The following is a 16,361-nucleotide window of genomic DNA, read 5'->3' on the forward strand; positions in this document are numbered from 1 at the left end:
TTCGATTTATATCGAATGTGGCACACTATTTGGAATAGAGGAGGATATTCAATGGTTTTTGTTTACGATTTTTCAGAAGGGTCAAAAGATCAGGCTGGACTGCTGGGTGGAAAAGGGGCAAATCTGGCTGAAATGACAAGCTTGGGTTTACCTGTACCAAATGGCTTTACGATAACGACTGAAGCTTGTATTGATTACCTAAAGAATGAGCAGCATTTGCTGAATGAACTGAAAATGGAGATAGAACAGCACATTCTTTCTTTAGAAAAGAAGACAGGAAAAAAACTTGGAGATGTTGATCAGCCGCTGCTTGTTTCTGTTCGAAGCGGATCAAAATTTTCCATGCCCGGTATGATGGATACAATATTGAATTTGGGATTAAATGACGAGACAGTGGATGGATTGGCTGAAAAAACAGGAAACGGCCGCTTCGCTTATGACTGTTATCGACGTTTGCTGCAAATGTTTGGAGATGTTGTCTGGGGAATCAACAAGAATCGTTTTGAGGATCAGCTGAGTTTTTACAAAAATAAAAAAGGCTACAAAGAAGATACAGAAATGAAGGAAGAAGACTGGCGGTATTTAGTTTCTGCATACAAAGGCATTTATCAGGAAACTGTTCATAAACCGTTTCCACAGGAGCCAAAGGAGCAGCTGTTTCAATCTGTAGAAGCTGTTTTTCGCTCTTGGAATAACAAGAGAGCCAAGACATATCGGCGTTTGCATGATCTTCCTGACCATTTGGGAACAGCAGTCAATATTCAGGAAATGGTTTTTGGAAATGCGGGTTTTGAAAGCGGTACAGGTGTTGCATTTACGAGGAATCCAGCAACTGGCGAGAAGGGGATCTTTGGTGAATTCCTGCTTAATGCACAGGGTGAAGATGTGGTGGCTGGGATCAGAACACCGCAGCCGATAGCCGCATTAAAAGAATCAATGCCTTCCGTGTATGAAGAATTTAAGCAAATAGGTTCAAATCTGGAGAAGCATTATAAAGACATGCAGGATATTGAATTTACTATTGAAAACCAGAAGTTGTATATTTTACAAACCAGAAATGGGAAACGGACTGCAAAGGCCGCTTTTCGAGTATGTATTGATTTAGTTGAAGAAGGGGTTCTTTCAAAAAAAGAAGGGCTTGAACGAATTACACCTTCCATGATTACACAGCTTCTTCATCCAGTCTTTGAACCAGCAGCACTTGAAAAAGCAATCCCAATTGCCAAAGGGCTGCCGGCAAGTCCCGGTGCTGCCAGCGGAAATATCTATTTTACTGCTGAAACAGCGAAAGCAGCGAGTGAAAGAGGAGAAAAAGTAATCCTTGTTCGTCAGGAAACCTCTCCGGAGGACATTGAAGGAATGGTGGTCAGTGAAGGTATCGTTACTTCAAGGGGAGGAATGACCTCTCATGCCGCAGTCGTGGCACGGGGTATGGGTGTTTGCTGCGTAGCAGGCTGTGAAGCGCTTCAAGTAGATGAGTTTTTGGAACAGATCAGCTGTAACGGGCTGACTATGAAAGCTGGGGATGTTCTTTCTGTTGATGGGACAACAGGAACCTTATACCAGGGGAATATCCCAAAGAAACAAGGGGATGAACAGCTTCTGCTGGATAAAATTCTTGAATGGGCAAAAGAGAACAGTCATCTTCTTGTCTTTGCGAATGCGGAAACACCGGAAGACATTCAAGCTGCATTAAAGCTGGGTGCAGACGGTATAGGTCTGGCAAGAACAGAGCATATGTTTTTTGGAGAAGAACGAATCAGCGAAATGAGAAAGATGATTCTGGCAGAAGACAGGAAAGGTCTGCAGGAGCCTTTGGAAAAGCTGAAAGAGTATCAGAAAAAAGATTTCAAAGAAATTTTCCGCTTAATGGAAGGCCGTTCTTGTACTATTCGCTTGCTGGACCCTCCGCTGCATGAATTTTTACCAAAAACAGGAAAAGAAATAGAAGAGCTTGCAAAAGCAACGGGTCGGATGCCGGCACAAATCCGAAGAAAAATGGATAGTCTGGAAGAACAGAATCCGATGCTGGGGCATAGAGGCTGTCGTCTGGCGGTGACTACGCCGGAGATTTATCAAATGCAGGTTGCTGCTATCATTGAAACAGCTTTGGAATGTAATCAGAATGAAGCATTTACTACTATTCCAGAGATTATGATCCCTTTAATCAGTACAGCTGAAGAACTGGAAATGCTGAGGAAACTATTGGAAGAAACTATAGAGGATATTTTCAAACAGACCGGACAGAGCCTTCAATATAAGATCGGTACAATGATTGAAACACCTAGAGCCTGTTTAGTTGCAGATAAGCTTGCTCAAACTTCGGACTTTTTCAGTTTCGGAACCAACGATCTGACGCAGCTGACTTATGGCTTCTCCAGAGATGATTCAGCGAAGTTTTTAGGTGAATATGCAGATAAAGGACTTTTAAAAGATGATCCGTTTCAGCATTTGGATGAAAATGGGGTAGGAGAGCTGATAAAAATTGCGGTATCGAATGTATGCTCTATTTCAGATAGTGCTAAAATCGGAGTTTGTGGAGAGGTAGGCGGAGATCCCAAATCTATTCGTTTTTTGAGAAAGCTACCGATTACTTATGTATCCTGCTCACCCTACAGGATTCCGGCAGCAATTTTGACAATTGCACAGGAAGAAGCGCAGGAAACAATAAATTCTTGAGATCGTTATAAACAGTACCAAAGTAAGCGAAAATAATCAGACGCAACGCCAAATAGCCTTTCCTATTCTTATACTGAATGTATAAGATAGAAAGGTTATTTGGCTTGTTTCAGGCAAGGCACAGCAATTGAAGTAGAGAATAGCCTTTAATCGTTGGTGGAATGTGGCGTGAATATGGCAATCGCTTTTTTTTAAGATTAGATTTTCCTCTTCTAAAGCTGCTTTTTATTTTTGGATTTTACGTACTTGCTTGGCTGTAAGAAGTTCACCAGACTCCATTTTAATTTCAGAATAGAGTTTGATTTATCGTGAGATGGCGGTTTGTGAAATACCATATTCTTTGCACAAGGAAGTTTGTGTTTTTCCTCCATGATACAAATTAACTAAGCTTTTTTCTGAAGTCTTCGTCGTATTTTTTGTAATTAGACATAAAATTTCTTCCTTTATCTTGGATTGGATGCTACCATAGAAGAAAGTGGTACGAACTTATCTGGCGGACAAAAACAACGTCTAGGACTGGCAAGGGCACTCTTAGCAGATAACGATATTATTATTTTTGACGAAGCTACCAGTAATATAGATAGTACTCTTAAAAAAAATAGTAAAGAATTTAATGTCTATCAAAGATAAAACTATTATATTTATTACACATAGAGTTGAGTTGACTGAATCATGTGATAAAATTTTTGTTTTAGAACAAGGAAATATAATAGAACAAGGAAGTCCTGATAGCTTAAAGAGAAAAAAAGGTCAGTACTATAATTATCTATCTATAAATTACAATTCATTTGATGTATCTAATGAGATCGAGTAGCTAATCTGACTCTCTAATCAAGCTTTTTATGAAAGGATACAAAAGTATGTATAGTATAATTTATACATTGAATAACTCTTTTAAAAATTCAATTAGGATTAGAGGACAATTTTGGACGCTAATAATCATTATAATATTGAGTGTTTTTTCATTTTCAACAATATTTCTTTCTCTATTTTTTTTACAATGGATAATGCAAATGATTGTTAATAAAAACAATATTGTGATATACCCCTTAAAAATTTACATGGGGTTAACTGCTATAAGTGGTCTATCTATGTACACTATATTATTAATGTATGTCAGTAGATTATTTTTTTTATCAGTACTAGAAAATGAAAATGATCTAAAAATTATGAAATTATTGGGAGATACTCAGAAGCGAATAATTATTGAATATACTATCCAGCCAATTTACTATTTACTCATTTTACTGCCTGTATCAGCTGGTATCTCTTTTAAAGTAGCAAAACAATTCATAGCTGATTTTTTTGACATATCTGATTTACAAACAGTTATTCAATCTTTTCATATTCCGTTGTCTTTAGTAATAAGCATGATTATTATATGTTGCTTATACGTATTCATATCCAATTTTTTTAAAATCAGACGTTTATTAAAAAAATGGAATTAACTATTATCTTCATTATAACTTCAGCTATTGAGCAACCGATACAGATGAATTGACACTAGATATTTGGTTACGAAAAGAGGGAAATCTCTTTGATTTTTCAGCCTGCATAGAAATCAATCGCTTTTTGAGAATACCAGTTTAAAATTAGGATCAACATAAGAAAAATTTATTCGCTTTAGAAGTTTGAAACAGAACCAAAAAGGATAATAGCTTATTATTTAGGTTCTATGTCAAACGTTTATGAACTCATACTATTCGTTCAGCCTGAATAATGAAACTTATTGATAAACTTTCGCATAAAATAGTGTTGGTGAGCCAAAAAACTGAAAAAGAAATCAGAGTCTAGTGAGGAAAAAGCTCGCTAGACTTTTCTATTTCTGAGTAAAAAAGGTTCTATGTCAAACATTCATGAACTCATACTATTCGTTCGGTCTGAATAATGAAACTTATTGATAAGCTTTCGTATAAATGTGTTGGTGGAACAAAGGTAAGCGTCTTGATTTTGTTGTCTAGATCTTCTGTAAGTCCGTTTGAAAAAGGATGACAGAAAATCATTCGTGATTCCTTGTTTGTATTTCTTAAAGAAGGTCAGTTTCTTTTTGAACAAGAAAGGTAATCTGGCATCTAAGGTATCCAATTCTTCAAAAAAGCGCTTGGTCTCTCGATGAGCGAAGGTATATTTTAAGAATTGAATCGTATCGTAAGCTAAGCGCAACAGGGGATCATAACTAAGCAGTTTATCGATGCTATCTGTTTGAGTCAATGGACGTTTAACTAACGGATGATAAGGATGGCGCTGACTATCTAGTTCGGCTGAATCCTTTAAAAGCAATTTCCACTATCGTTTTAGTCGACGATTGATTTGTAGTTTTAGACGATTTCAGTTTATCAGTTTGTTGTTCCTTTTTTGTGTTTGAACACTCAAAAATAGTGTTGGCAAATTTTCCATCAACACAAAATATTATAGAACCTTTAGAAAATCGCAGGAGAAAGCCCTTGTACGACTTCAGACATATGGTGAGCACGAAGCTATCCTGTAATGAAAGGTAGAAGTGAGGATATAATTCTGGACTAAAAATGAACTTAGAAAGAATATCCGCATGTTTACAAAGAATATATGAAAGCTATTCAGCTATTTTTGAAATATGATTGCTCCTCTGCAGCCGCTCTTTGAGAATTGGAGTATCTGTCTGTTGGTGCATTACGTAAATGGTTCAGAAAAGCATCCGCAGCTCCGGAATCAAACTGCAAGAATCAGCTTATCTAACGTAACGTTTTAAATATATTTCTAAAATCAAATCAATATTTACCATCAAAAAAGCACGTGAAGTTATATCATAATTGTGATAAACATTTGTCGGAATTCCAGTGGTAATACTATGCATAGTAATATTATTTAAAGAATTAGCTCTGGAATTGGTAATAGAAAGAATTTTTCCGTTAGTTTGTTTAACCTTTTGAGCAGAGGTTAGCAAACTATTTGTTTCTCCGCTCATACTAATAAAGATTGCTAAATCATTTGATTTAATCAACTGGGGTAATAGATCCAGCATGTGGGATTCATAGATATACATTGAGGCTTTATTAATTTGATAGAGACGTTTACTTGTATATTCTGCTATGGGTTTGGTTAGCCCGACACCAACAATAAATAAATTTGCAGCAATATGAATTTGCTCAGCAAAAAATTCCAAGGAGTTCAAGGTTAGGGCACTTAGAGAATCTTGGAAGAAGCTCTGATATTGTGATAAGAGATCTTTTTCATTAATATAGGTTGTTTCTTTTATTAATCTTGCCAATTCATATTTGAATTGAGAATAACCTTTGAATCCAAGTCGTTGTGCCAACCGAATAATTGTAGAGTTTGAGGTTGCTAGTACGTTTGCCAAGTCTGTTAGATTCAGTGTATTGACCAATTCTGGAGAATTGTCCAAATCATAAAACACATTTTTTTCTGATTCACTCATTTCATTAATGATGTTTCCATAATTTTCAATAAGAATACCCATAGTCATCGCCTTTATGTTAGTTTTACTTATTATATCAGTTGCTGGATAAATATCCAAGAATTGACTGAAACGGGTTACAAGAATTTGTTATATTGTAGCTGTAAACAAATTAATTTTTTTGAAAAGGAGAAATAAAAATGGATATCATTAAAATGACAGAGTTAGACTTGATCCAAACAAAAGTCGATTTGACTTCCAGAGGTTCCATCTTGGAATACATGAGCAAGATGTTGTATCATGCCGGATATTTAAATGATCAAAAAGCATTTTTACAGGCTGTGTTGGAACGTGAGAATCATTCAAATACTGGTCTTGAAAATGGGTTAGCAATTCCTCATAGTAAAAGTTCAGCAGTAAAAAAAGCTGGATTTGCTGTAATAACTCTAAAAGAGCCTTTGAAAAAGGAAGACTGGCCGTCAATCAGTCAATCTAATCAAGTTGAAGCTGTATTCTTATTAGCCATTCCGGAAGCAGAAGCTGGCAGCACTCATTTAAAATTATTATCAGAATTAAGCATTCGTTTAATGGATCAAAAATTTTTGGATAAAGTAAAAGCTGTGCATACTAGAGATGAATTATTTAAAGTTTTAGAATCCGGTATTGTGGAGGAACAAGTAAAGGATGAGAATAGGCAAATTAAATCATCTGATAAATATATCGTTGGAGTGACTGCTTGTGCAACTGGTATTGCCCATACCTATATGGCAGCCGAGGCATTAGAAAAGGCTGCCAAGGAATTGGGGGTAAAAATTAAAGTTGAGAAACAAGGAGCGAATGGTTTAGAAGATAAAATCACCGCAGCTGATGTTGCAAAGGCGGATGGTGTAATTTTTGCTGTAGATACAAAAGTAAAAGATAAGGGACGATTTAATGGAAAGCCCTTTGTTGAAGTTAAAGTGGCGGAACCATTGAAGAATGGAAAAGCTATCATTGAAAAAGTTTTGGCACAGCCTCAGGGTGTGGTGAATGAATCAGATGATAATTCCCAGACAGGATCAGCTAAAAAAGGGTTGAAATCTGAATTGATGGCATCTGTCATGACAGGTATTTCTTATATGATTCCTTTATTGGTCGCTGCCGGATTAATGTTAGGCATTGCTAAACTAGTATGGATTTTAGTGCTTGGTATGGACCCTGGAGTCATTGGAGATGCTGAGTACAATTCAGTTGGGGGCGTTGTTCAGTTTCTACATTATTTAGATAGCTTTGGTAATATGTTATTCAAATTTATCTATCCGGTTTTTGCAATGTTTGCTGCGTACTCGATTTCTGATCGTGTTGGTTTAGTATCAGGATTTGCTGGAGGTTTATTTGCAGCGGGTCTTCACTATACTTTTTGGGGTATTGAGGGTGGTATTCCCAGCGGGTTCTTAGGAGCGCTGGTTTTAGGTATTGCAGCTGGATATATTTCCCGTTTCTTAAATGAAAAAATCAAGTTAAGTAAGAACTTAAATGCTATGAAGCCAATGTTCTTGGTTCCGGGAATTTCTGTATTAGCCATTTTTATACTGAATTTATTTATTGTTGATCCGGTATTTGGCGGGCTTAATAAAATGATAGCTGATGCTATTACTAGTATGAGCGGTTCCGGGAAGCTTGGGCTATCAGCAGTTATTGCAGCAGCAACTGCCTTCGACCTGGGGGGACCAGTTAATAAAGCAGCTGGCGCTATAGCAATTGGTTTATCTGCAGATAAGATTTTCCCGCTAACACCACGTGTTTTGGCAATTGTGATTCCACCATTAGGACTTGGCTTATCAACCATGATCGATAAGTATGTAGTTGGACGTCGTGTTTATCCAGATGATCTTCGTGTTGTTGGGGGAACATCATTCTTATTAGGATTCTTGGCAATCTCTGAAGGAGCTATTCCATTTATGTTACGAAATCCACTAATTACTATCCCTATCAATATCATTGGTGCAATTTTAGGCTCTTGTACAGCTGTTGCGATGGGAGCAGTTCAATGGCTGCCGTTGCCAGCAATTTGGGGGTGGCCGTTGGTTGAAAATCTACCAGCATACTTGGTTGGTTTAGTTGTTGGAACATTGTTTATTGCTTTTGCAAATATCTTTGTCCGCAATTACTTGATTAAAAGAAAAGAAGCAAAAAAATAATTTTTTAAATTGTAGGTATGGAGGTCGGGACAAAAGTGATCAGCTCCGAGAATTAAGAAAGAATATCCGAAAATTGTCAAGGAACACTATTCATAAAATGAATAGCTGAGAATTGATACATTCCGCTGTACTTCGATCACATCAACTTCTATGTATAAAACCTACTAGAGTTGGCTGGCTTCACCAGGTTTGCTTCAACAGAGTAGATGAAGTCCTGTTACCTACTTGGTGAAGGATCTGGAGCTCCGATCGTTCGGCTTAATTCCGAAGGGGCTCCTTTTGTCCCGTTGTTTATTCGGGGATAGATACGAAGAGAGTTTGGAACTTTATTTCTGTCCCACTCCCATGCCTGTTTTATAAATCAGATAAGGTGAGTTGTTATGAAAAAGAAAGTTTATGTTGTCCCTCATAGCCATTGGGATAGAGAATGGTATTTTTCTATTGAAGATTCGAATACTTTACTGTGTGAGAATCTTGATTTTTTAATGGAATACCTAGAAAATAATCCAGAATTCCCAACTTATAGCTTTGATGGACAATATTCATTAGCAGAAGAATTTAATAAATATGTTCCTGAGAAGAATGATAAATTGAAAGAATTAATCAGCAATAATCGCATTCACATAGGACCGTGGTATACACAGTGTGATACTTTATTGATTCAGACCGAATCGATAATCAGAAATCTTCTGTTAGGACAACGTGGAGCTGAAAGTTATGGAAAATCTATGTCAGTAGGTTATCTGCCGGATATTTTTGGGCAGAACGCCTATCTGCCAGCAATTTTTAACGGTTTTGAACTAAAATCGAGTATCTTACAACGAGGAGTATATAATGATCAATTAGCAGAAGATCTTACTTTTGATTGGGTTGCACCAAATGGTGACAGTATTTTGACGAATAATCTCTTTTATGGATATGGGCCAGGAAAGTTTTTATCAACTGATGAAAGCTATGTGCAAGAAACCTTATTGCCGATTCTAGATAGATTGTCTGAAAAAACGAATCCAGAAAATCCCCTTTTATTACCAGCTGGCGGTGATCAAGTTTTAGTGCGAACTCATTTTCCAGAAGTAGTAGCTGATTTGAATAAAATGGACTTGCCATATGAATTTATCTTATCGGATTATGAAAGTTTTATGTCAGCTGTTAAGAATGCTAGTAATAATAAAGTAGAAGGGGAACTTATTGCAAGCCAGAAATCAAGAATTCACAGCACGATTCGTTCTCAGCGAGTGGATATCAAACTATTGAATAGTCGTGTAGAAGAAAAGATCTATCAACAGTTGGAGCCTCTGGGAGTTCTCCACCAAACACTAGGCGGGAGATATCCTCAAGCTTGGATTAATACTGCGCTAAAGCTACTGTTTGATGCACATGCACATGATTCTATCGGAGGCTGTAACTCTGATGAGACTAATAGAAATATTATTAATCGATTACTAAAGGCCGAACGTATTGCGGATGATTATATTACTATTTTGAAAAAACAGATAGCGAGAGCAATAAATCCAGAGGAAAACGGACTGGTCGTATTCAATTTACTGCCCAAAGAGGTAACAAAAACCATTAATGTTGTGGTCTTTACACGTTTTCAAAATGTTGTTTTAAAAAAGATTACAGGTGATCAATTACCCCAAACTATTATAAATCAAACATACCTTTCCGGTGGAAAACAAATCAAAGTGACTGCTGAGGGAGAGCAAGAAATTGAGTTGCCGGGATATTATCGTAGTGAGCTGGCGATTGAAGTTGAATTCAGCGGTTTTGGTTATCAGCAATTTTTTGTAACTGAAAGTTTGGCAGTAGACCTTCTAAGTGTTTCTGAAACAGAAGAAATTGAAAATAAATTTTATAAGATTCATTTGATAGATGGCAAAATTCAATTACAGCGAAAAAGTGATGGGCAAATAAAATCAAATTGGATCAAGTTTGAGAACACAATTGATGGAGGCGATTCTTATGATTATTCACCTGTGATGAATGCTTTGCCAATGTATAATGATTCTTTTTGTTTATTGGGGATTGAAACCTCTACGGAGTTGTCACGAATGACGTTAACTACTTCGATAAAAGTTGCTGCTTCACTTGAATATTTTCAGGAGCTGACGGACGACCTTGTAATTGAGACAACGATTGATTTACAGCGGAATTCTGATACGATTCTGATTAAACATCATATTTTAAATGAGGTTAAAGATCATAGAGTACGAGTTTTATTTGAAGGTGAAAATGCAGATGGTTTTAGTTATGGAGATCAAGGGTTTTCATTACAAAAGCGGTCCATTGTCAATCCACATTTGAAAACATGGAGAGAAGAAGGCTTTGCTGAAGCTCCACAGCCTATATTTCCTCTGGAACGGTTGGCTGCTGTAAATGAAAAAGATGGAAATGTTATGCTGCTGACTAAAGGATTGAAAGAGTACGAAGCAACCAAATCATTTTTTGCATTAACATTGTACCGTTCAGTAGGGCTTTTAGGAAGAGATGATCTATCTTGGAGACCAGGTAGAGCTTCTGGTATTAATAATAAAATAGTGGAGACTCCAGAAGCACAAATGTTGGGAGAACTTAATTTTGCATATGGGTATCGTTGGAAAGAAGCTAAACTAGATGTGTTGGATGTTTACCGTGCATTTGAACTTTTTACGGATAGTCAATTGAGTTACCAAATACAAGATTTAAATAGTTTTGAAGAACGAATAGATCGCTTTGAATTGCCGCAACCAAGTGGTTTTTGCAACTTACCTGCAACGAAAAACTTACTGACAGTCCAAAAAGATGTTTTTGTATCAGCGTTCAAAAGAGCTGAAGATTCTCAAAAGGTCATTCTGCGTGTATTTAATCCACAAGAGAAGTTAGTAAAAATCGATGAATCTTTAGAAAATGTTCAGTTGGTAACGTTGGCAGAAAAAGTAGTGAATAGGACATTCAAAGAATTAAGAGCAAAAGATTTTGCCTCAGTTATTGTAGATCCGTTAATTAAGGAGAGAAATAAGGATGATTGATATGAATAAAATTCAAAGCTATTTATCAAAGCTTTATTCTGGTAATAAACTGGCAATTGCCGAAGAAGAATTCCGGAAAATGTTAGAAGGATTTTCGACTAGCAGCTTTGTTGAACGAGAGCCGCTATCTGAACGTAGTGTATATTTAATCACATATGGAGACTCATTTTTATCGGAAAATCAAAAACCATTACAGGTCTTGAAAGAGGTCATTGATAGAACGTTGTCTGATACTATTACAGATGTACACCTGCTGCCTATGTTTCCTTTTACTTCCGATGATGGGTTTTCAGTAGTGGATTATGATCAAATTAATCCTGATTTAGGCGATTGGACGGATATAGAGGAATTAGCAAAAAATAAGCGATTGATGTTTGATTTTGTAGCGAATCACATGTCAAAGGATAGTCTGTGGTTTAAAAATTATCTTAACCGCAAGCCAGGTTTTGATGAAGCTTTTGTAGCCTGCCAATCAGATTTCGATACCACAAAAGTGGTGCGTCCTAGAACATCACCTCTGTTTCATGAATATAAGAATACTCAAGGTGAGCTGGTTTCTGCATGGACAACTTTTAGTGAAGATCAAGTCGATGTTAATGTAAAAGACCCAATCATGTTGGTGCGTCTGACCAAAGTTCTGCTGAATTATGCTCAAAAGGGTGCAGCTTCAATTCGCCTGGATGCAATAGGTTTTTTGTGGAAAGAAAGTGGAACGGTTTGTATGCATTTACCACAGACACATACGATTGTCCAATTATGGAATTACTTACTATCAAAATTAACACCAAATACTCAAATCATTACGGAAACGAATGTACCCCATAAGGATAATATTAGTTATTTTGGAGACACTGAGAATGAAGCGAATCAAGTGTATCAATTCCCTTTACCGCCACTAGTTCTTCATAGCTTTATAAATAGAAATTCTATCAAATTATCAGAATGGGCTAAAACTATTGATAAAGTATCCGAAACTGCGACATATTTTAATTTTCTTGCTTCGCATGATGGTATAGGGCTGCGTCCAACTGAAGGAATTCTGAGCGATGAAGAAAGACAAAAATTAGTGAATCGAGTGTTGCAAAACAAGGGAAAAGTATCTTATAAAAGCAATGCTGATGGTACCCAGTCTGTTTACGAGATGAATATTAATTATAGTTCTGCTTTGTCTGATGAAACGGAACCTGAAATGACACCTCAAAAAATGATTGCCGCACATCATATTTTACTTTCCGTTGTGGGTGTACCTGCTATTTATTCCCATTCAATATTTGGTTCAAAGAATGATCTGGAAGGATTGGAAAAATCGGGTATTAATCGACGAATTAATCGTGAAAAGTTACAAAAAAATGTTTTATTCGCAGAATTGAAAGAAGATGCTTATCGCAAAGCTATTTATGAGGGGATTACAAAGCTCATTAGAATCAGAGCTGATGAAGAAGCATTTAATCCGTATAATCCTCAAGAAGTTTTGGATATAAGTAAACAGGTTTTTTGTCTAAAACGAATTGGTAAAACTTCTGACATCACTTGTTTAACAAATTTAAGTAACCATGAAGTCATGGTCGAAGGTGTTAAGGGGAAAAATCTGATTACAGGTACTGAGGTAAACGGAGGCTTTTTATTGCCACCATATGGCTGTGCTTGGTTAAAGGAAGAGAAGTAAATGAAAATTGTTGCTGCAATTGATTCTTTTAAAGGGAGTGCAAGTTCAAAAGAACTAAATACTGCATTTTTTAAAAATATCACGAATACTACTATTGAAAAGGTCAATTTTCCTATCGCAGATGGCGGAGAGGGGACTATGGAGGCTATACATAGTTCTCTCGGAGGAATCTACCATCAAGCGAAAGTTCAGGACCCTTTAGGTAAACTTAGAAAAATCAATTTCTTGGTTGTAGATATAGACGGTGTTCCTACGGCAGTGGTAGAATCTGCAGAAGTTATTGGAATTCATCTTGTCTCACAAAATAATGAAACTCTTCGACAAAGCTCTACGTATGGGCTAGGAAAGCTGCTGTCTATTTTGATTGATAAAGGAATTAAACATATTTATGTGACTTTGGGTGGAAGTGGTACTTCTGATGGGGGTTTAGGCTTATTGGCAGGCCTAGGTGCTGAGATGAACTTCGAATGGGGAAGCAATCCTTTGATTACGGCGAAAGAGGTTAATTTAACTCCTGCGCTCTCAAAAGTAAAAAATATTAAAATTTCTACGTTAGTTGATGTAGACAATCCTTATTGTGGTGAGCGAGGCTTTTCAAGAGTTTTTGGACCTCAAAAAGGCGGCGATATGAATACTCTAGATGAGTTTGATAAAAAAGCTCATGACCTTTCAGTTTTATTTAAGCAAAAATCGAGTATCGATTTGAGCATTTTATCGGGTGCGGGTGCAGCAGGCGGATTGGGAGGTGCGTTGGCACTTTTAGGAGCTGAGCTTGTTCCAGGCTTTGCAACGATCAGCCAATTAATTGGTTTTGAAAAGACTATTTTGGATGCTGATTTGGTTATTACTGGTGAAGGTAAAATTGATGGTCAAACTGGAGGAGGGAAAGTTCCGCTGGGAGTTGCACAAGCTGCTAAAAAAATTGGACTTCCTGTGATTGCTATCTGCGGCAGTCGTACACCTGAAATTGGTGCTTTAGAAGAGTTGACTTTAGGTATATTTAGTATTCAACAAGGACCTATAAGTTTAGAGGAAGCTATCAATAAAAAGCGAACTTTAAATAATGTATCGATCTTAGGGAGATCGTTACTTGAGATTTGGTGTAGATATTAATTAGCATAATATTGAAATAATAATATATAGAACTTATACGCTTTCTTACTAGTGCTCCGACAATCCATTGAATTTGTTGAAATTTCACTCAATAGCTTCAATTGGCTATGCTCAGACTCTTATCTTAGCTTCAACAGTTACTTAATTGGTCTCACAAATCCTTATTTTTGCTATTTTACTATTCACCCAATCTGTTTTTCAGCAGAAAAATGCCTAAGCGACTGGGCACAGGCTATATACGATTGGCTGTCTCCATAATCTATGGCAGATGCAGAGGCTATGTGTTTCGCTCTATTACCAGAAAGTATTGATATGATAATTAAGTCTTGGATTATTTTAAATGAGAAACTGATAGGAACTTCCCCATTTTTATGCTATCATTTTTAGTAACTAAAATGAAGTAGGTGAAAGAATGTCGTTATTATTTGGTACTGCAGAGTATAATGAAAAGAATCATTTAGCGATTGGCGGGTGTGATACAACAGAGCTGGCTGAAAAATATGGCACCCCTTTATTTATTTATGATGTTGCACAAATTCGGGAAAAAGCCAGAGGGTTCAAAAAAACATTGGATGAAATGGGCGTCAAAAATAAAGTCGTATATGCAAGCAAAGCATTCAGCTGTCTAGCTGTGTACAAGTTGCTGGAAGAAGAAAATCTAGGGTGTGATGTTGTTTCAGGCGGAGAACTGTATACTGCTTTAAAAGGCGGTATGAATCCTGATAATATTGAATTTCATGGTAATAATAAAACAAAAGAAGAACTTGAATTTGCCTTGGACAGCAAAATAGGTATGATTATCATAGATAATTTTTATGAGCTGGAATTATTGAAAGAACTGACGGCTTCGAAAGGGGTTAAGCAAGCAGTGATGCTTCGAATCACTCCTGGAGTCAATGCAGAAACACATGAATTTATTCTTACAGGACAGGTGGATTCTAAATTTGGATTTGACGTAAACAGCGGACAAGCTGAAAAAGCCTTGGCAACAGCACTTGAGATTGAAGGCTTGTATGTAAAAGGAATTCATTGTCATATAGGTTCCCAGATATTTTCCTCTGAAGGATTTATTATTGCAGTTGAGAAAATGATGGCGATTTTGCAAAAATATAAGGAAAATTATGGCTATATTGCGGATATCCTTAATATGGGCGGAGGTTTTGGTGTTAAATATGTAGAAAGTGATACACCATTAAAACCGGAACAGTTTGTTCAGGCAATTGTAGAAGCTGTTAAGGGACACTGCGTGATTCTTGAATATCCTTTACCGGAAATTTGGATTGAGCCTGGTCGTAATATTGTTGCAGAAGCAGGGACAACGCTGTATAAAGTGGGTTCACAGAAAGTGATTCCTGATATTCGTCATTATGTTTCAGTTGACGGTGGAATGGGCGATAATATCCGACCGGCGTTGTATGATGCAGTGTACACAGCTGCGCTTGCCAATCGGGTGAGCGAGGGAAACAAAAGCGAAGTGGCACTAGTTGGGAAATACTGCGAATCTGGAGATGTCCTCATTAAGTCGATTGAGCTGCCTGACCTTGTTGCCGGAGATTTGCTTGCAATGAGCAGTACCGGAGCATATGGGTATTCAATGGCTAATAATTATAATCGTAATCCACGACCGGCAGTAATATTTGTTGAAGATGGCAAAGATACACTAGTGGTTCGCAGAGAAACCTATGAAGATTTGATTTCACTGGATTGCGAAGTTTAGCAGTAATCAAAAAATAAGATAGAATTTTTTTGTTTAAAGTAAGAGTGATATCAATGGATTTTGAAGAGCTTTGAGTCGATAAAACATTTGCAGAGAATATGATTTTTATCCTCGTGGTTGTTTTTCTTTATTTTGTAAATACTTTTGAGTGCAACAGATGATATAATAAAAATACGGAGATTCAGCGGCAAAGATTATTTTTTGCAAAGATCAAAATCATAAATAAGGTGAGAAAAAGATGAATTCAGACTTAGCACTACAGTTTTCTATCAGTCTTATTTTTATTGTAATAGGTATGCAGCTAATAAGAGGAAAATGGCTGATGCTTATTGCCGGTTATAATACGATGAGCAGTGAAAAAAGGAAGCGTATCAATGGACAGGCTTTGGGGAAAGCGATAGGTATATTGTTACTTTATTTTGGTGTTGTTATCCTTGCAACCACCTTGCTGCCTGCATTAGCTGATCTGTTTGGCTGGCTGATTTTGGTTCCAATAGGCTTTCTGCTAATTTATGTAAATACTTCAGCAAAATTTAAGAACTAACTGATCCGCTGCTGATGGATGAATGATGTTTCTTCTGCTCGGAGGAATGTTAATGACATC

At 36.8% G+C, this 16,361-nt stretch carries 9 protein-coding genes; 8 read left to right on the forward strand and 1 reads right to left on the reverse strand.

Annotated elements, in window-relative coordinates:
• The first annotated feature begins 51 nt into the window (after window positions 1–51).
• A complete protein-coding gene (gene ppdK, locus IW492_RS09925; RefSeq protein ID WP_202067464.1) occupies window positions 52–2,679 on the forward strand; it encodes a pyruvate, phosphate dikinase in 2,628 nt (875 codons plus the stop codon).
• A 453-nt stretch (window positions 2,680–3,132) separates the two neighbouring features.
• Window positions 3,133–3,309 carry an ATP-binding cassette domain-containing protein gene (locus tag IW492_RS18655; protein WP_202067465.1) on the forward strand — a complete coding sequence of 59 codons (177 nt, stop codon included), beginning with the start codon at window positions 3,133–3,135 and terminating at the stop codon, window positions 3,307–3,309.
• Window positions 3,310–5,386: 2,077 nt separating this feature from the next.
• Here IW492_RS18655 and IW492_RS09935 read toward each other — a convergent pair.
• Window positions 5,387–6,136, reverse strand: coding sequence for a MurR/RpiR family transcriptional regulator (locus IW492_RS09935; RefSeq protein ID WP_202067466.1), 750 nt, complete (start codon window positions 6,134–6,136; stop codon window positions 5,387–5,389).
• 137 nt (window positions 6,137–6,273) lie between these two features.
• On the opposite strand from IW492_RS09935, the gene IW492_RS09940 reads away from it, so the two are divergent.
• The 6 genes from IW492_RS09940 (at window position 6,274) to IW492_RS09965 (ending at window position 16,301) form a co-directional block, all read left to right on the forward strand.
• Window positions 6,274–8,253, forward strand: coding sequence for a fructose PTS transporter subunit IIA (locus IW492_RS09940; RefSeq protein ID WP_202067467.1), 1,980 nt, complete (start codon window positions 6,274–6,276; stop codon window positions 8,251–8,253).
• Between the two features lie 380 nt (window positions 8,254–8,633).
• Window positions 8,634–11,261, forward strand: coding sequence for a glycoside hydrolase family 38 C-terminal domain-containing protein (locus IW492_RS09945; RefSeq protein ID WP_202067468.1), 2,628 nt, complete (start codon window positions 8,634–8,636; stop codon window positions 11,259–11,261).
• The gene (locus tag IW492_RS09950) at window positions 11,254–12,927 is read left to right on the forward strand and encodes a sugar phosphorylase (RefSeq protein ID WP_229444722.1); all 1,674 of its coding nucleotides are present in this window, start codon (window positions 11,254–11,256) and stop codon (window positions 12,925–12,927) included. The genes IW492_RS09945 and IW492_RS09950 overlap by 8 nt, the downstream gene beginning before the upstream one ends.
• On the forward strand, window positions 12,928–14,040 hold the full coding sequence (locus IW492_RS09955) for a glycerate kinase family protein (RefSeq protein ID WP_202067469.1): 1,113 nt from the start codon (window positions 12,928–12,930) through the stop codon (window positions 14,038–14,040).
• A 412-nt stretch (window positions 14,041–14,452) separates the two neighbouring features.
• Entirely contained in the window at window positions 14,453–15,757 is a 1,305-nt protein-coding gene (gene lysA, locus IW492_RS09960; RefSeq protein WP_202067470.1) for a diaminopimelate decarboxylase, read from the forward strand.
• A gap of 238 nt (window positions 15,758–15,995) precedes the next feature.
• Window positions 15,996–16,301 (forward strand): DUF3784 domain-containing protein, encoded by a 306-nt coding sequence (locus tag IW492_RS09965; protein ID WP_202067471.1) that lies wholly within the window; start codon window positions 15,996–15,998, stop codon window positions 16,299–16,301.
• Window positions 16,302–16,361: the final 60 nt, after the last annotated feature.

The sequence above is a fragment of the Enterococcus sp. BWB1-3 genome, assembly GCF_016745275.1.
In the GTDB taxonomy this organism is placed as follows: Bacteria; Bacillota; Bacilli; order Lactobacillales; family Enterococcaceae; genus Enterococcus_L.

Coding starts and splice junctions, on each gene's coding strand:
- ppdK (WP_202067464.1), top strand. CDS start 52: ATGGTTTTTGTTTACGATTTTTCAGAAGGGTCAAAAGATCAGGCTGGA.
- IW492_RS09935 (WP_202067466.1), bottom strand. CDS start 6,136: ATGGGTATTCTTATTGAAAATTATGGAAACATCATTAATGAAATGAGT.
- IW492_RS09940 (WP_202067467.1), top strand. CDS start 6,274: ATGGATATCATTAAAATGACAGAGTTAGACTTGATCCAAACAAAAGTC.
- IW492_RS09945 (WP_202067468.1), top strand. CDS start 8,634: ATGAAAAAGAAAGTTTATGTTGTCCCTCATAGCCATTGGGATAGAGAA.
- IW492_RS09950 (WP_229444722.1), top strand. CDS start 11,254: ATGATTGATATGAATAAAATTCAAAGCTATTTATCAAAGCTTTATTCT.
- IW492_RS09955 (WP_202067469.1), top strand. CDS start 12,928: ATGAAAATTGTTGCTGCAATTGATTCTTTTAAAGGGAGTGCAAGTTCA.
- lysA (WP_202067470.1), top strand. CDS start 14,453: ATGTCGTTATTATTTGGTACTGCAGAGTATAATGAAAAGAATCATTTA.
- IW492_RS09965 (WP_202067471.1), top strand. CDS start 15,996: ATGAATTCAGACTTAGCACTACAGTTTTCTATCAGTCTTATTTTTATT.